Origin of the sequence: Proteus sp. NMG38-2 (assembly GCF_020640995.1) — a bacterium.
Taxonomy (GTDB): Bacteria; Pseudomonadota; Gammaproteobacteria; order Enterobacterales; family Enterobacteriaceae; genus Proteus.
In genome coordinates, this window is record NZ_CP085481.1 from 663,483 (window position 1) to 680,826 (window position 17,344).

Genomic DNA, 17,344 nt, shown 5'->3' on the forward strand with positions numbered 1-17,344 from the left:
AACTCACTGTGAATAGTTACTGATACCGAACACGGGCGTCGAGGAAACTCTACGCCCGTGTGCTTATGTCAAGGGTAATCTAGAATGGCAAAAAGAGATTTTTACGAAGTTCTCGGTTTAAGCAAAAACGCCGATGAAAAAGAAATTAAGCGTGCATATAAGCGTTTAGCAATGAAATATCATCCAGACCGTAATCAGGGTGATAAAGAGTCAGAATCAAAATTTAAAGAAATTAAAGAAGCCTACGAAATTTTAAGTGATGCACAAAAGCGTGCAGCTTACGATCAATATGGTCATGCTGCTTTTGAGCAAGGCGGATTTGGTGGCCAAGGTGGTGGCGCTGACTTTGGTGATATTTTCGGTGATGTCTTTGGTGATATTTTTGGTGGTGGTCGCCGTCAACAACGCGCATCACGAGGTTCTGACTTACAATACAACATGGAATTAACGCTTGAAGAAGCGGTTCGTGGTGTGACCAAAGAAATTCGTATACCGACATTAGAAACTTGTGATAAATGCCACGGTAGTGGTGCTAAAGAAGGCACTTCGGCAGAAACATGCTCTACCTGTCATGGTGCGGGTCAGGTTCATTTACGTCAAGGTTTCTTCACTGTACAACAAGCATGTCCAACGTGTCATGGTCGCGGTAAAGTGATTAAAGAGCCTTGCTCTAAATGTCATGGTGATGGTCGTGTTGAGCGTTATAAAACACTGTCTGTTAAAATCCCAGCAGGCGTTGATACGGGTGATCGGATCCGCTTAAGTGGTGAAGGTGAAGCCGGCGAGAATGGTGCACCAGCAGGTGATTTATATGTGCAGGTTCATGTTCGTCAACATCATATATTTGAGCGTGATGGTAATAACCTTTATTGTGAAGTTCCGATTAACTTTGCGATTGCTGCTTTGGGGGGCGAAATTGAAGTTCCTACACTGGATGGCCGTGTAAAACTTAAAATCCCAGCAGAAACTCAAACGGGCAAAATGTTCCGTATGAAAGGTAAAGGCGTCAAGTCTGTACGTAGTAGCACTATCGGTGATTTGATGTGCCGTGTTGTTGTTGAAACACCAGTTAAACTCAATGAGAAACAAAAAGAGTTAATGGAACAACTTGGTGAATCATTTGGTGGTAAAAGTGGTGAGAAAAATACACCGCGCTCTAAAAGCTTCCTTGATGGTGTGAAAAAATTCTTTGATGATTTAACGAAATAATTTTTACTCCCTCTTTCAAAAAGGCCTGATGATAGTATTTATCATCGGGCCTTTTTATTTGAATATGGCGCAAGATTATCCCATCTTGATGGCGACAATACCCGCTAAAATGACTAAACACGCTAATAATTGTTTGCGGTTAAATTGTTCTTTTAGCAAATAAACAGATAAGACCATAGCAAATAGTACGCTGGTTTCTCTTAATGCCGCTACCAGCACAATAGAAGCATGACTCATCGCCCATATCACTATGCCATAACTGATTAATTGCATGACACCGCCTAAAAATGCGGGCTTCCAATAATCTTTTATTTTGGCTTTTAAGTGCTGGCGATAACGGAGCCATGCCAGCAAATACATTACGATACCATTTAAAAAGAAGAGCCATAAAATATAAGCAAAAGGTGTTTCTCCTACTCGGGAGCCATTACCATCAGATAGGGTATAACTTGCGGTAAATAATGCGGTAAGAAGCGCAAAAAAGAGTGCATCTTTACGTAAATTAAACGTCGCTATTTTTCGGCTACGTGAAATAAGGATAATACCCAAAATAATCAATAAAATGCCGAGCAAGCCATTAACAGGAAGGGTTTCATGAAAAAGAAAAAAGCCAAGGACAGCAGTCATTAATGGCGCACTACCGCGAGAAATCGGATAGACCTGATTAAAGTCTGCCAAGGTATAACATCGGCTTAAAGAAAGAGTGTAGCCAATATGAAATAGGACGGAAAGAATAAGCCATTTCCATGCTCCTATATCGGGTAGTCCAACCCAAAATAGAGCAGGGATTGTCACAATACCTGAAAAAAAAGTAAGTAACGAGATCCCAAGAAATCGATCACTGCCTACTTTGACTAATGCATTCCAACATGCATGGAAGACAGCGGCAAATAGCACGGCAATAAAAACGGTAATCGACATATTGATAGAGGCCTTTGTACTAAAGCGAAAATTATTTTTATAAAACCATAACACAATGGATAAATAGTGAAATATATAACATTTTCTTTTCTCTCATAATCTAAGGATGCTATAAATGGAAAAGACAAAAATAATATTATTTTTTGATAATTAAAAATTAATATATTTGATCTATTTTATCGATTGGTATTATTTATTGAGCTAGATGCTTATTTTTAGCAATAAGTAAAAAAATTATATTCTTATCAATATGTTGTGATCTGCTTTTCCAATTATTGTTATATTTTTCCATTAAGAAATAATGTTGATTAATTATGACCATCTATCTTGTTTTCCTTAATATTTCTCTATCAGTTCGAAAAATACGATCTATTGTCCATGAATAAACTGTTTTTTACGAATCCATGGTTAGCATATTATTAACAAGATTAGTAATTTTGAGGTTAATATTATGACGGCAATTATTAGACAATTTTTGAGATTAGAGGCATCAGGCGGTATTCTTCTGATTATTGCTGCTATTATCGCATTAATTATGGCGAATACACCTCTAAGTGCTTTGTATAATGAGTTTTTATCTATTCCTATTATGCTCAAGTTTGGTGCATTCGAACTTGATAAGCCATTACTGCTTTGGGTAAATGATGCCTTAATGGCTATTTTCTTTTTGGTGGTCGGATTAGAAGTTAAGCGTGAATTAAAAGAAGGTTCTTTAGCTCAACGTGATAGAGCCATTTTCCCTGCAATTGCCGCTGTAGGCGGAATGTTAGCGCCTGCATTGGTTTATCTTATGTTCAATCATATCGATGCTGTAGGGCAACAAGGTTGGGCAATTCCTGCGGCAACAGATATTGCATTTGCATTGGGGGTGATGGCGTTATTAGGTAAACGTGTCCCTGTTGAATTAAAGGTTTTCTTATTGGCCTTGGCAATTATCGATGACTTAGGCGTTATTGTGATTATTGCACTCTTTTATTCAAAGAGTATTGCACTGATGCCATTGGCTTTGGCTGGGTTGATTGTTATTGCTCTGGGCATAATGAACTGGCGTAAAGTTGGTAATACTGCAGCTTACTTAGTTCTTGGGTTCGTTTTGTGGGTGTGTATTTTAAAATCGGGCATTCATGCCACTATTGCGGGTGTTATTGTCGGATTCATTATCCCATTAAGAAATAAAGAGGGTGATTCGCCTTCTGAAGAATTAGAGCATGTGTTACATCCTTGGGTTGCCTATTTAATTTTGCCACTATTTGCATTTAGTAATGCGGGCGTTTCCTTAAATGGCGTGACATTAGATGGCATGTTATCCGCATTACCGTTAGGTATCGCATTGGGACTATTTTTGGGTAAGCCGATTGGAATTTTCCTCTTTAGTTGGGTTTCGGTAAAACTAGGCATTGCAAAATTGCCAGATGCGATTAATCTTAAGCAAATATTTGCAGTGTCTGTGCTCTGTGGTATCGGTTTTACTATGTCTATCTTTATCGCAGGATTAGCATTTGATGGTGCAAGTGAAGCTTATGATACCTACTCTAAGCTGGGTATTTTAGTAGGTTCAACGGTAGCTGCAGTTGTGGGATATTTGTTGCTTCGTTCTGTTTTACCGAAGTCAAAAACGAAGTCAATATAAGGAAATTTATTACGGATTTGAGTTTCTCAACACAATAAATACCGAGCTATATATTTAAATCTACGGTGCAATACAGTGTATTGTGCCGTAGGTGTTTTTATGAGGATTGGATGCAAGGAAAGCCAATCGCAAACTAATGCGTTATTACATAATCTGTGTTTAAGGCACAGAAGTTGAAAGGAAGATAACTATGCGGGTGTCACATCTCAATTTTAACCATCTTTATTATTTTTGGCATGTGTGTAAAGAAGGCTCTGTTGTAGGTGCAGCAGAAGCTCTGTATCTGACACCTCAGACGATTACAGGGCAAATTAAGGCATTAGAAGAAAGATTGGGTGGTAAGTTGTTTAAACGCCAAGGAAGGGGGTTAGTTCCTTCAGAGTTGGGGCAACTTATTTTTCGTTATGCCGATAAAATGTTTATGCTAAGCCAAGAGATGCTGGATATCGTCAACTATAGTCGTGAATCGAACTTGTTGTTTGATGTCGGTGTTGCGGATGCATTATCTAAACAATTAGTCAGTCGCGTATTAGAAACGGCGGTGATTGATCATGAGCAAATTCATCTGCGCTGTTTTGAATCAACACATGAATTATTATTAGAACAATTAAGTCAGCATAAGCTGGATATGATTTTATCGGATTGCCCTGTGGATTCTTCACAACAAGAAGGCCTATTTTCTGTAAAACTCGGTGAATGTAATATGAGTTTCTTTTGCAGCCATCCACTTCCTGAAAAACCGTTCCCTGAATGTTTAGAAGAACGGAAATTACTCATTCCTGGTCGTCGATATATGTTAGGTCGCCATTTGTTAACGTGGATACGTAATAAAAATCTGCAAGTGGAAATTTTGGGAGAGTTTGATGATGCTGCATTAATGAAAGCATTTGGATTAAATTATAATGCCATTTTTGTAGCACCTTCACTGTATACCGATGAAACTTTTGCTCATAGTAATATCGAAGAAATAGGGATGCTTGATACTGTAAAAGAAGAGTATTACGCGATTTTTGCAGAGCGAATGATCCAACATCCAGCAGTTCAGCGCGTTTGTAATACTGATTTTTCAGAGCTTTTTAATGGGAATAAGAAGAGTGTTGTAAATCCATAAGTGAGTTATGGTTAAAAAGTAGAAAACAAAAAACCGGCATAAGCCGGTTTTTTATAACACAAGAAAGCAATATTACATTGCTTTGATTTGTGCTTGCAGATTAGCTTTATGACGTGCAGCTTTATTCTTGTGAATTAAGCCTTTAGTTGCCTGACGGTCAACAATTGGTTGCATGTCATTAAATGCTTTTTGTGCTGCTTCTTTATCACCTGAAGCAACTGCTGCGTATACTTTTTTAATGTAAGTACGCATCATAGAACGACGGCTTGCGTTGTGCTGACGACGCTTTTCAGACTGAACCGCACGTTTCTTAGCTGATTTGATATTAGCCAAGTTCCAACTCCCAAATATATTCTAGCGAGGACAAATACAAAGGTGAAGGAATATGCCTTTTCAACCTAAGTTTGTCAATGGATTTATACAAAATTAGCGTCGTTGTACGCGACACTTGTTTCGTTGTGATGGCGCAAGATTTTATCAGTTAAGACGGGTAGAATACAGTCTTTTGAGTGAAAAAATCATCAAAATCGTGTATATGAGTAATAAATAATAGATTCTAATAGGATCTACGGTTGATTTTATGCGATTTTATAACCAAGAAGTGAGTGATAGTCCATTTTTGTTTAATGTGAGTAGTCACATTTAAGAATAATAGTGAATCGACTTGTCGAGATATTACTCATCAATAAACATTGATATATTGGGTTACTCTCAAGCCTTTGACAAGGTATAATCCAATAATTTCCACGGTATTGAGCCAGTTATGGAGCTAATTCGCGGTATACAGAATATTAGAGCGCTACATCATGGTTGCGTTCTGACAATTGGGAATTTTGATGGTGTCCATCGAGGCCATCAGGCATTATTGAAACACTTGAAGCAAGAAGCCTCACAGCGAGGGTTACCCACGGTTGTGATGACATTTGAGCCTCAGCCGCTTGAGTTTTTTTTACCAGAAAAAGCACCAGCACGTCTGACTCGTTTACGAGATAAGATAAAGTATTTGGCTGAATGCGGTATTGACTACCTTTTGTGTGTCAAATTTGATAAACAATTTGCGGCACAAACACCTGAAGAGTTTGTTTCATCCTTACTGGTCGATAAATTAGGGGTGAAATTTCTTGCTATTGGTGATGATTTTCGCTTTGGCAAAAATCGTGAAGGTGATTTCCACTTTTTACAACAAGCAGGTGTTCGATATGGATTTGATGTCGCAAATACAGAAAGTTATTGCGATAAAGGATTACGTATCAGTAGCACCGCAGTACGAGAAGCGTTACTCAATGATGATTTAGTTCTTGCTGAATCACTCCTTGGACACCCTTACAGTGTTTGTGGACGAGTTGTTCATGGTAATGAATTGGGTAGAACTATTGGTTTTCCGACAGCCAATATTCCAATGAAGCGCTTAGTTGCACCCGTTAAAGGCGTTTATGCCGTTGATGTCTATTTGTCAGATAATCAATCACCTTTACCCGGTGTGGCAAATATCGGAAGTCGTCCTACCGTACAAGGAAAGGGCGTACAATTAGAAGTTCATTTAATCGACGTTAATATGGATTTATATGGACGTCGTATTGATGTTGTGTTACGAAAGAAATTACGTAATGAACAGCGATTTGCATCATTGGATGCATTGAAGCAGCAAATCGCAGATGATGTGGCTACTGCTAGGGATTTTTTATCGCAGCGGTCGGAGTCATAAACTAGCGGAAAATTGGAACTGAGAATCGAATGAGTGACTATAAAAATACCCTGAACTTACCAGAAACAGGGTTCCCTATGCGCGGGGATTTAGCAAAGCGCGAGCCAGAGATGTTATCACGTTGGTACAAAGAAGGTTTGTATCAAGCTATTCGTCAGGCTAAAAGTGGTAAAAAAACATTTATTTTGCATGATGGCCCTCCATACGCCAACGGCAATATTCATATTGGTCACTCAGTAAACAAAATTCTCAAAGATATTATTATTAAATCCAAAGGGCTGTCAGGCTTTGACTCTCCGTACATTCCAGGATGGGATTGTCACGGATTACCTATCGAACTAAAAGTTGAACAAATCGTAGGTAAACCAGGAGAGAAAATATCAGCAGCGCAATTCCGCGAGGAATGTCGTAAATACGCTTACGAGCAAATCGAAGCACAGAAAAAAGATTTTATTCGTTTAGGTGTTCTAGGAGATTGGGAAAAACCTTATCTTACAATGGACTATAAAACAGAAGCGAATACTATCCGTGCATTAGCGCGTATTATCGCAAATGGTCACCTGTTAAAAGGGGCTAAGCCTGTTCACTGGTGTACTGCGTGTGGTTCATCACTGGCAGAAGCTGAAGTTGAATACTACGATAAAACATCTCCTTCTATCGATGTGCGTTTCACTGCCGTAGATTCAAAAGCTGTTGCTGCTAAATTTGGTTCAGCAACAGATAAACCAATTTCTTTGGTTATCTGGACAACAACGCCTTGGACATTACCTGCTAACCGTGCGATCGCCTTAAATGCAGAATTTAATTATGCCTTAGTCTCATTTAATGATGAGTGTGTGATTTTAGCGGCAGATCTTGTTGAGTACGTGATGCAACGTATTGGCGTAACTGGCTGGGCTGTTTTAGGTGAATGTAAAGGTACAGATCTAGAGTTGCTACGCTTTAATCATCCATTTATGGGTTTTGATGTTCCTGCTATTTTAGGTGATCACGTTACTTTAGATGCGGGTACAGGTGCGGTACATACTGCACCAGGCCATGGTCCTGATGACTTTGTGGTTGGCCAAAAATACGGTTTAGAAGTTGCAAACCCAGTTGGGCCAAATGGCTGTTATTTACCTGGCACTTATCCAACATTAGATGGCGTTTTTGTTTTTAAAGCGAACGATGTCATCGTTGAATTGCTAAAAGAAAAAGGCGCTCTGTTACATCACGAAGCGTTGCAGCACAGTTATCCTTGCTGTTGGAGACATAAAACACCTGTTATTTTCCGCGCAACACCACAATGGTTTATTGGCATGGATAAAAACGGGTTACGTCAACAATCATTAAAAGAGATCAAAGGTGTTAAATGGATCCCTGATTGGGGTCAAGCACGAATTGAGTCAATGGTTGAAAACCGCCCTGACTGGTGTATTTCTCGTCAACGTACTTGGGGTACTCCAATGTCTCTGTTTGTTCATAAAGAGACACAAGAGCCACATCCACGCACTTTAGAGTTGATGGAAGAAGTTGCAAAACGTGTTGAAGTTAGCGGCATCCAAGCATGGTGGGATTTAGATATTCGTGAAGTATTGGGTGATGAAGCTGACGATTACATGAAAACGCCTGATACACTGGACGTATGGTTTGATTCAGGATCAACACACTCAACAGTCGTTGATGCTCGCCCAGAATACCATGGCAATTCAGCTGATATGTATTTAGAAGGCTCTGACCAACATCGTGGTTGGTTTATGTCTTCGTTGATGATCTCAACGGCAATCAAAGGTAAAGCACCTTACCGTCAAGTATTAACACATGGTTTTACCGTAGATGGACAAGGCCGTAAAATGTCTAAATCTATCGGTAATACAGTGAGTCCACAAGATGTGATGGATAAACTGGGTGCTGATATCTTACGTTTATGGGTTGCTTCAACCGATTATACAGGTGAAATCGCTGTATCTGATGAGATCTTAAAACGTTCTGCGGACACTTATCGTCGTATTCGTAATACAGCGCGCTTCTTCTTAGCAAACTTGAACGGTTTTGATCCTGCAAAACATCAAGTTAAGCCAGAAGAGATGGTGACACTTGATCGCTGGGCAGTAGGCCGTGCGAAAGCAGCACAAGCGGATATCCTAAAACACTATGAAAACTACGATTTCCATAATGTTATTCAGCGCTTAATGCAGTTCTGTTCAGTGGAAATGGGTTCTTTCTACCTAGATATCATCAAGGACAGACAATATACCGCGAAAAGTGATAGTGTTGCTCGCCGTAGTTGCCAAACAGCCTTATTCCACATCAGTGAAGCATTAGTTCGTTGGATGGCGCCAGTTATGTCATTCACTGCTGATGAGATCTGGAATGAACTGCCAGGTGAGCGTGCAAAATATGTCTTAACTGAAGAGTGGTATACCGATTTATTTGGTTTAGATGCATCAGAAACCTTAAATGATGATTACTGGGCTGAATTACTGGCTGTTCGTGGTGAAGTCAATAAGGTGTTAGAGCAAGCACGTACAGATAAACAATTACGTGGCTCTTTAGAAGCATCAGTCACACTGTATGCAGATAACGCTTTAGCCAATAAATTAAATGCATTAGGTAATGAACTGCGTTTTGTTTTATTAACATCTCAAGCGACAGTTGCAGATATTAATGAAGCACCAGAAACAGCATTAGTCTCTGATATGGCAGGTTTAAAAATCGCCTTTAATAAAGCAGATGGCGAAAAATGTCCTCGTTGCTGGCATTATGCGACAGATATCGGTCAAGTAGCGGAACACGCTGAATTATGCGGACGCTGTGTTACTAACGTAGCCGGTAACGGTGAAGAACGTAAGTTTGCTTAATTAATGAAGAAAACACTTTGCTCTACAGGTTTACGCTGGTTGTGGTTAGCAATTGCTGTAGTGGTGTTGGATTTAGGAACAAAACAGTATTTCATGCAGACATTTCGTCTGTATGAATCTGTTGCTGTGATGCCTTTTTTCAATTTCACTTACGCACATAACTATGGTGCTGCCTTTAGCTTTTTAGCGGATAAAGGGGGATGGCAACGTTGGTTTTTTGCACTGATTGCATTAGCAATCTGCATTACTTTATTAGTAATGATGTATAAAAATAAAGCGAATGCCAAACTAAGTAACATTGCTTATGCGCTTATTATTGGCGGAGCATTGGGTAATCTTTCTGATCGTCTGATCCACGGGTTTGTTATCGATTTTCTTGATGTTTATGTCGGAGATTGGCATTGGCCCACTTTTAATATTGCTGATATGGGTATTTGTATTGGTGCTGGGCTAATTATCATTGAAAGCTTTTTCCCTGATAAAAATGCCAGTCCGCAAGATACAAAAAAGCAAAAGTAATCAGACAATGAGTTAACTAAAATAACCCCTGCCTTATGGCGGGGGTTACGCTTAATAGAAGGTATTAGTATGGTTATGCAGGTACTCAACAACAGCGCGGTATTGTTGAATTTCACTTTAAAGTTAGCCGATGGCTCTGTTGCTGAATCTACGCAAGCACATGGTAAACCCGCCCTTTTTCGTTTAGGTGATGAAAGTTTATCGCCAGCCTTAGAAGCTGAATTATTGGGGTTATCAACGGGAGATAAAAAAACTTTTACGCTTGCTGGCGAACATCTTTTTGGTAAATATAACCCTGACTTGATCCAATACTTTATGCCTTCTGACTTTGCAGAGTCTGGAGTGCCAGAAACTGGTACTATCATGCTATTTACAGCAATGAATGGCAGTGAAATGCCAGGCATTGTAAAAAATGTCACTGAAGATTCTGTTACGGTTGATTTTAATCACCCATTAGCGTCAGAAGAAGTGACATTTGATATTGAAGTTGTCAGCATCAATCCTGAGGAGGAAACAACACATGCAAATACTGCTGGCTAACCCACGAGGCTTTTGTGCGGGTGTTGACCGAGCTATCAGCATTGTTGACCGCGCTCTGGAAATCTATGGCGCACCTATTTATGTTCGTCACGAAGTGGTTCATAACCGTTATGTAGTTAACGATTTACGCGAACGTGGCGCTATCTTTATTGAAGAAATTTCAGAAGTACCCGATAACGCGATTTTAATTTTTTCGGCTCATGGTGTTTCTCAAGCTATTCGTCAAGAAGCTCGTTCACGTAATTTAACGATGCTTTATGATGCGACTTGCCCATTAGTGACTAAAGTTCATATGGAAGTGGCTAGAGCTAGCCGTAAAGGCAAAGAGGCGATTCTAATCGGTCATGCAGGACATCCTGAAGTTGAAGGTACAATGGGGCAATACAACAACCCTGAAGGGGGAATGTATTTAGTTGAGTCACCTGCGGATGTCTGGAAACTAAAAGTCAAAGATGAAGACAATCTTTGCTTTATGACTCAAACAACACTTTCTGTTGATGATACATCTGAAGTTATTGATGCTTTAAATGCACGTTTTCCCAAAATTATTGGCCCCCGTAAAGACGATATTTGTTATGCAACAACCAATCGCCAAGAAGCAGCGAGAGAGCTTGCTGAAAAAGCAGATGTTGTTTTTGTTGTTGGCTCTAAGAATTCATCAAATTCAAACCGCTTAGCAGAATTGGCACAGCGTGCAGGAAAACCTTCTTATCTTATCGATAGCTTTGAAGATATTGATGAGTCATGGGTGACTAATGTCAATATTGTCGGAGTGACTGCAGGCGCTTCAGCCCCTGATATTTTAGTACAGCAGGTGTTAGAGCGTCTAAAAAGCTTTGGTGCTGATGAAGTGATCGAACTATCTGGGCGTGAAGAAAATATTGTTTTTGAAGTGCCAAAAGAACTTCGACTTGATTATAAAGTTATCGAATAAGGCATCTAGAAAGCGTAATTTTTAAAAGCAGAGTTTAAATCTCTGCTTTTTTTATACCTAAAGTTAAATGAATAATCATGCTGTTCATCTCTTTTACTGATAATTAGCTCTGTTTGGTGTGTTTTTCTTATCTAGAACGTTAAATGCTGGCATCAAACGGATGACATCGCTAATCTGTAAACAATAAATAGAGATCATAAGCATTGTTAAGGAGAAATTTAGTTATGTCTGCAAAAGAACTTCGTCTTGCTGTTGTTGGTGCGGGTGGACGCATGGGACGCCAATTAATTCAGGCAATTTCTCAACAAGAAGGAACTGTGCTAGGTGCTGCTTTTGAACGTACAAATTCTTCATTAATTGGCTCAGATGCGGGTGAGTTAGCTGGTATTGGTCATATCGGTGTCATAGTAACTGATAACTTATTAGCACAAGCTAATGCATTTGATGTATTAATTGATTTTACACGTCCAGAAGGCACGCTTTCACATATTGAATTTTGTGTGGAACAACAAAAAGGCATGATTATTGGTACGACAGGCTTTGATGATGAAGGCAAAAAAGCCATAGATGATGCAGCAAAAATCATCCCTATTGTGTTTGCAGCCAACTTTAGTGTTGGTGTTAATTTGGTGCTTAAGTTACTCGAAAAAGCCGCTAAAGTGATGGGATCTTACAGTGATATTGAAATTGTAGAGGCGCACCATCGTCATAAGGTTGATGCGCCATCAGGTACTGCATTAGCAATGGGGGAATCTATTGCAGATGCATTAGGTCGTGATCTTAAAAAGTGTGCTGTTTATGAGCGAGTAGGGCATACGGGAGAGCGTGACCCTCAAAGTATTGGTTTTGCTACTATTCGTGCAGGGGATATTGTGGGTGAACATACTGCGATTTTTGCCGACATTGGCGAGAGGGTAGAGATAAGCCACAAGGCTTCTAGTCGAATGACATTTGCAAATGGTGCAGTAAAGGCGGCTATTTGGCTAAGATCTAAAAAATCAGGTCTATATAACATGAAAGATGTGCTTTCTTTAGAAGAATTATGATAAGTTGTTATTTGTAATTATTTGAAAACTCATAATTATTTGTTTAATTATGGGTTTTTTTATTTTATTTGTTGTATTTATTCTCTTTCCTCTTGTTTATATCATTTATCTCTTGTTTTTTCTGTTTTTTTTCTAGAAATGGACAGGATTCTGTTTTATTTCCTCTTGAAATCTAAATTTTAAATTATCTTGGTAAGCAAACGGTTAAATCTGTAAGATTTGTTATGTTAATTGTCACTTGGTTAATTAAATTGCTAATGATTGATGTTTTTTTAATTAAAAAGGTGTTTTTTCTAGACATCTGCCTATTCGATCTTTAGAATGCGCCCAATTTGCCAAAAATTTGCCCAATTTTATGTTTTTGGCATTGATTTAGAGTCTTAAATCTGAATTAATATGCATGAAATGTGATTTATTATTCTCTGGAGGGCGTTTTGATTAAATCAGCTATACTGGTTCTAGAAGATGGGACCGAATTCCACGGCAAGTCGATTGGCGCAGAAGGCGCCGCCATCGGTGAAGTCGTTTTTAATACTTCAATGACTGGTTATCAAGAAATACTAACCGACCCGTCTTACTCCCAACAAATTGTTACTCTCACCTATCCCCACATTGGCAACACTGGCGTTAATCATTCAGACGAAGAATCAGAAACCATCCATGCTCAAGGCTTAATTATTCGTGATTTGCCATTACTGATGAGCAACTATCGTGCACAAGAAACATTATCTGATTATCTTAAACGTCATAATATCGTTGCAATTGCAGATATTGATACACGCAAGCTAACGCGTTTATTGAGAGAAAAAGGCGCACAAAATGGCTGTATTATCGCAGGGGAACGCCTAGATACCCATGTTGCGCTCGAAAAGGCTAAATCTTTTCCGGGTTTAAAAGGAATGGATTTAGCCAAAACAGTAACCGTTAAACAACCTTATCAGTGGACTCAAGGAAGTTGGACACTAGAGAGTGAATTACCTAAAGCTAAATCAGCGAATGAATTGCCATTGCATATTGTGGCATATGATTTTGGTGTGAAACGTAATATTTTACGTATGCTGGTGGATAGAGGGTGTCGAGTTACCATTGTACCAGCACAAACACCGGCGCAAGATGTTTTAGCACTTTCACCTGATGGTATTTTTCTTTCAAATGGCCCCGGGGATCCAGAGCCCTGTGAATATGCCATTAACGCCATTCAAACGTTTTTAACAACCGATATTCCTCTCTTTGGTATCTGTTTAGGTCATCAGCTTTTAGCGTTAGCCAGCGGTGCAAAAACCATCAAAATGAAATTTGGGCATCATGGTGGTAACCATCCTGTAAAAGATTTAGATAAAAATACTGTGATGATCACAGCACAGAATCATGGATTTGCCGTTGATGAAACTTCACTTCCTGCCAATTTACGTGTGACACATAAATCTCTATTTGATGGTTCTTTGCAAGGTATTCATCGTACAGATAAACCAGCGTTCAGTTTCCAAGGCCATCCAGAAGCCAGCCCAGGGCCACATGATGCCGCACCTCTTTTTGATCACTTTATCGAACTTATCGCGCAATATCGTCAAAACCTGCAATCAGTGACAACAAAATAAATCAGGAGCGAAAGAAAATGGCTAAAAGAACAGATATCAAAACAATCCTGATTTTAGGTGCTGGGCCGATCGTAATCGGACAAGCGTGTGAATTTGATTATTCAGGCGCTCAAGCATGTAAAGCTCTACGTGAAGAGGGATATCGAGTTGTTTTGGTAAATTCAAATCCTGCAACCATTATGACCGATCCTGAAATGGCTGATGCAACGTACATTGAGCCTATTCACTGGCAAGTTGTGAGAAAGATTATTGAAAAAGAGCGCCCTGATGCTGTATTACCGACAATGGGCGGGCAGACAGCACTGAACTGCGCTTTAGAATTGGAGCGCCAAGGTGTTTTAGCTGAGTTTGGTGTCACCATGATTGGGGCAACAGCTGATGCGATTGATAAAGCAGAAGATAGACAACGCTTTGATAAAGCGATGAAAAAAATCGGCTTAGATACAGCTCGTTCAGGTATTGCACATAACCTTGATGAAGCTTTTGCTGTTGCTGAACAAGTTGGTTTTCCTTGTATTATTCGCCCTTCATTCACGATGGGGGGAACCGGTGGTGGTATTGCTTATAATCGTGAAGAGTTTGAAGAAATTTGTACTCGAGGTTTAGATTTATCGCCAACCAATGAACTATTAATTGATGAATCGCTGATTGGTTGGAAAGAGTATGAAATGGAAGTTGTGCGCGATAAAAACGACAACTGCATTATCGTCTGTTCTATCGAAAACTTTGATGCAATGGGAATTCATACGGGGGATTCCATTACTGTTGCGCCAGCACAAACACTTACCGACAAAGAATATCAAATTATGCGTAACGCCTCGATGGCGGTATTGCGTGAAATAGGTGTTGAAACGGGTGGCTCTAACGTTCAGTTTGCTGTTGATCCTAAAACAGGGCGTTTGATTGTTATTGAAATGAATCCTCGTGTGTCTCGCTCTTCAGCCTTGGCATCCAAAGCAACAGGTTTTCCAATTGCTAAAGTTGCCGCAAAATTAGCGGTAGGTTATACCCTCGATGAGCTGATGAATGATATCACTGGTGGGAGAACACCAGCTTCTTTCGAGCCTTCGATTGATTATGTTGTGACAAAAATCCCTCGCTTTAACTTTGAAAAATTTGCAGGAACAAATGACAGATTAACTACGCAAATGAAATCTGTTGGTGAAGTGATGGCAATTGGTAGAACGCTACAAGAATCTATGCAAAAAGCGTTACGAGGCCTTGAAGTTGGAGCGACTGGTTTTGATCCTAAAGTTGATTTAGATGATCCCGAAGCATTAACCAAAATTCGTCGAGAGCTAAAAGAAGCGGGTTCAGACAGAATTTGGTATATCGCAGATGCTTTCCGCGCGGGATTATCCATTGATGGCGTCTTTAATCTCACCAATATTGATCGTTGGTTCCTAGTTCAAATTGAAGAAATTGTTCGTCTTGAAGAAAAAGTTGGTGAAATAGGTATCAAAGGGTTGAGTGCTGATTTCTTACGTCAGTTAAAACGTAAAGGCTTTGCTGATGCGCGTTTAGCTAAAATACTTAACATTAAAGAGCACGCTATTCGCCAATTAAGAGAGCAATATCAGCTACATCCAGTCTATAAACGTGTTGATACTTGTGCGGCAGAGTTTGCTACTGATACGGCTTACATGTATTCGACTTATGAAGAAGAGTGTGAGGCAAATCCACATCAAAACAAACCTAAAGTAATGATCTTAGGTGGTGGGCCCAATCGTATAGGTCAAGGGATTGAATTTGATTATTGCTGTGTTCATGCGGCGCTTGCGTTACGTGAGGACGGTTATGAAACCATCATGGTGAACTGTAACCCTGAAACGGTTTCAACAGATTATGACACTTCTGACAGACTCTATTTTGAACCTGTTACGTTAGAAGATGTGCTTGAAATTGTACGTATCGAAAAACCGAAAGGGGTGATCGTGCAATATGGTGGACAGACACCATTAAAATTAGCCAGAGTGCTAGAAGCAGAAGGTGTGCCTGTCATTGGGACAACGCCAGATGCTATCGATAAAGCTGAAGATCGTGAACGTTTCCAAAAAGCGGTTGATAAGTTAGGGTTAAAACAGCCTGAAAATGCCACTGTAACTGCTTTAGAAGAAGCGGTAGAAAAAGCACAATTGATTGGTTATCCGCTGGTTGTTCGCCCTTCTTATGTCCTTGGTGGACGCGCAATGGAAATTGTTTATGACGAAGTTGATTTACGTCGTTATTTCCAAACTGCTGTCAGTGTGTCAAACGATGCCCCTGTATTATTAGACCGTTTTCTTGATGATGCGATTGAAGTCGATATTGATGCGATTTGTGACGGTAAACAAGTCGTGATTGGTGGCATTATGGAGCATATCGAACAAGCGGGTGTTCACTCTGGTGACTCGGCTTGCTCATTACCTGCTTATACCCTAAGCAAAGAAATTCAAGATGTGATGCGTAAACAAGTTCGTGAGCTCGCTTTTGAATTAGGTGTAAAAGGGTTGATGAATGCACAATTCGCGGTGAAAGGTGATGATGTTTATCTTATTGAAGTTAATCCTCGTGCAGCTCGTACCGTCCCTTTTGTGTCAAAAGCCACAGGCGTACCATTAGCCAAGGTCGCCGCGCGTGTCATGATTGGTCAAAGTCTTGAAGATCAGGGCGTAACAAAAGAAGTTATTCCGCCTTATTACTCGGTAAAAGAAGTGGTTTTACCTTTCAATAAGTTTGCAGGCGTTGATCCGATTTTAGGACCTGAAATGCGTTCAACAGGTGAAGTGATGGGCGTTGGTGCAACCTTTGCACAAGCCTTTGCTAAAGCGATGTTAGGCAGCAGTTCTACCATGAAGAAAAAAGGTAGAGCCCTTCTTTCTGTGCGTGAAGGTGACAAAAAGCGTGTTGTTGATTTGGCGACGAAATTACTAAAAAGTGGATTTGAATTAGATGCTACACATGGTACAGCCATTGTATTAGGTGAAGCGGGAATAAATCCACGGTTAGTCAATAAAGTGCATGAAGGTCGACCACATATTGAAGATAGAATTAAAAATGGTGAATATGACTATATTGTTAATACCACATCTGGTCGTCAAGCCATTGAAGACTCTAAAATTATTCGCCGCAGTGCATTAAGATATAAAGTCCATTATGACACGACGTTAAATGGCGGATTTGCAACAACACTGTCATTAACGGCGGATCCGACGTCCAGTGTTATTTCAGTTCAAGAAATGCACAGGAAGATAAATAAAGCTTAAGTTTATTTGTTGCCGTAATAATGATCCTGAATATGAGGAAACTTGT

The 17,344-nt window shown here is 39.7% G+C and carries 13 protein-coding genes; 11 read left to right on the forward strand and 2 right to left on the reverse strand.

The genetic code is table 11. The features are described 5' to 3' along the window. The first annotated feature begins 84 nt into the window (after nt 1–84). Complete coding sequence (gene dnaJ / locus LG402_RS03185) at nt 85–1,209, forward strand: molecular chaperone DnaJ (RefSeq protein ID WP_227336416.1); 1,125 nt, start codon at nt 85–87, stop codon at nt 1,207–1,209. Between the two features lie 75 nt (nt 1,210–1,284). Here the strand turns inward: dnaJ and LG402_RS03190 are convergent, their stop codons facing one another. Further along, entirely contained in the window at nt 1,285–2,130 is an 846-nt protein-coding gene (locus tag LG402_RS03190) for a DMT family transporter (protein ID WP_227336417.1), read from the reverse strand. Between the two features lie 451 nt (nt 2,131–2,581). Here LG402_RS03190 and nhaA point away from each other — a divergent pair, with 451 nt between their 5' ends. Continuing rightward, nucleotides 2,582–3,760 carry a Na+/H+ antiporter NhaA gene (nhaA, locus tag LG402_RS03195; protein ID WP_166539442.1) on the forward strand — a complete coding sequence of 393 codons (1,179 nt, stop codon included), beginning with the start codon at nt 2,582–2,584 and terminating at the stop codon, nt 3,758–3,760. Between the two features lie 190 nt (nt 3,761–3,950). Further along, nucleotides 3,951–4,871, forward strand: coding sequence for a transcriptional activator NhaR (gene nhaR, locus LG402_RS03200; protein WP_166539443.1), 921 nt, complete (start codon nt 3,951–3,953; stop codon nt 4,869–4,871). Between the two features lie 72 nt (nt 4,872–4,943). On the opposite strand, the gene rpsT is transcribed toward nhaR, so the two are convergent. After that, on the reverse strand, nt 4,944–5,204 hold the full coding sequence (rpsT, locus tag LG402_RS03205; RefSeq protein WP_004248964.1) for a 30S ribosomal protein S20: 261 nt from the start codon (nt 5,202–5,204) through the stop codon (nt 4,944–4,946). Between the two features lie 430 nt (nt 5,205–5,634). On the opposite strand from rpsT, the gene ribF reads away from it, so the two are divergent. The 8 genes from ribF to carB all read left to right on the forward strand — a co-directional run bounded on the left by ribF (nt 5,635) and on the right by carB (nt 17,298). Continuing rightward, nucleotides 5,635–6,576 (forward strand): bifunctional riboflavin kinase/FAD synthetase, encoded by a 942-nt coding sequence (ribF, locus tag LG402_RS03210; RefSeq protein WP_109408058.1) that lies wholly within the window; start codon nt 5,635–5,637, stop codon nt 6,574–6,576. A gap of 29 nt (nt 6,577–6,605) precedes the next feature. Further along, nucleotides 6,606–9,416 (forward strand): isoleucine--tRNA ligase, encoded by a 2,811-nt coding sequence (gene ileS / locus LG402_RS03215; RefSeq protein WP_227336418.1) that lies wholly within the window; start codon nt 6,606–6,608, stop codon nt 9,414–9,416. A 3-nt stretch (nt 9,417–9,419) separates the two neighbouring features. Next, nucleotides 9,420–9,935 (forward strand): signal peptidase II, encoded by a 516-nt coding sequence (gene lspA, locus LG402_RS03220; RefSeq protein ID WP_072069464.1) that lies wholly within the window; start codon nt 9,420–9,422, stop codon nt 9,933–9,935. 69 nt (nt 9,936–10,004) lie between these two features. Next, nucleotides 10,005–10,475 (forward strand): FKBP-type peptidyl-prolyl cis-trans isomerase, encoded by a 471-nt coding sequence (fkpB, locus tag LG402_RS03225; protein ID WP_166539445.1) that lies wholly within the window; start codon nt 10,005–10,007, stop codon nt 10,473–10,475. Then, on the forward strand, nt 10,456–11,409 hold the full coding sequence (ispH, locus tag LG402_RS03230; protein WP_109408056.1) for a 4-hydroxy-3-methylbut-2-enyl diphosphate reductase: 954 nt from the start codon (nt 10,456–10,458) through the stop codon (nt 11,407–11,409). The genes fkpB and ispH overlap by 20 nt, the downstream gene beginning before the upstream one ends. A gap of 224 nt (nt 11,410–11,633) precedes the next feature. Continuing rightward, nucleotides 11,634–12,455 (forward strand): 4-hydroxy-tetrahydrodipicolinate reductase, encoded by an 822-nt coding sequence (dapB, locus tag LG402_RS03235; RefSeq protein WP_166539446.1) that lies wholly within the window; start codon nt 11,634–11,636, stop codon nt 12,453–12,455. A 434-nt stretch (nt 12,456–12,889) separates the two neighbouring features. Further along, nucleotides 12,890–14,053: a glutamine-hydrolyzing carbamoyl-phosphate synthase small subunit gene (gene carA / locus LG402_RS03240; protein WP_227336419.1), complete on the forward strand. Its 1,164-nt coding sequence runs from the start codon at nt 12,890–12,892 to the stop codon at nt 14,051–14,053. A 17-nt stretch (nt 14,054–14,070) separates the two neighbouring features. Then, nucleotides 14,071–17,298, forward strand: coding sequence for a carbamoyl-phosphate synthase large subunit (gene carB, locus LG402_RS03245; RefSeq protein WP_227336420.1), 3,228 nt, complete (start codon nt 14,071–14,073; stop codon nt 17,296–17,298). Nucleotides 17,299–17,344: the final 46 nt, after the last annotated feature.

Bases quoted from the DNA above. Each gene is read 5' to 3' on its own strand.
- dnaJ (WP_227336416.1), top strand. From the start codon at position 85: ATGGCAAAAAGAGATTTTTACGAAGTTCTCGGTTTAAGCAAAAACGCC.
- LG402_RS03190 (WP_227336417.1), bottom strand. From the start codon at position 2,130: ATGTCGATTACCGTTTTTATTGCCGTGCTATTTGCCGCTGTCTTCCAT.
- nhaA (WP_166539442.1), top strand. From the start codon at position 2,582: ATGACGGCAATTATTAGACAATTTTTGAGATTAGAGGCATCAGGCGGT.
- nhaR (WP_166539443.1), top strand. From the start codon at position 3,951: ATGCGGGTGTCACATCTCAATTTTAACCATCTTTATTATTTTTGGCAT.
- ribF (WP_109408058.1), top strand. From the start codon at position 5,635: ATGGAGCTAATTCGCGGTATACAGAATATTAGAGCGCTACATCATGGT.
- ileS (WP_227336418.1), top strand. From the start codon at position 6,606: ATGAGTGACTATAAAAATACCCTGAACTTACCAGAAACAGGGTTCCCT.
- lspA (WP_072069464.1), top strand. From the start codon at position 9,420: ATGAAGAAAACACTTTGCTCTACAGGTTTACGCTGGTTGTGGTTAGCA.
- fkpB (WP_166539445.1), top strand. From the start codon at position 10,005: ATGGTTATGCAGGTACTCAACAACAGCGCGGTATTGTTGAATTTCACT.
- ispH (WP_109408056.1), top strand. From the start codon at position 10,456: ATGCAAATACTGCTGGCTAACCCACGAGGCTTTTGTGCGGGTGTTGAC.
- dapB (WP_166539446.1), top strand. From the start codon at position 11,634: ATGTCTGCAAAAGAACTTCGTCTTGCTGTTGTTGGTGCGGGTGGACGC.
- carB (WP_227336420.1), top strand. From the start codon at position 14,071: ATGGCTAAAAGAACAGATATCAAAACAATCCTGATTTTAGGTGCTGGG.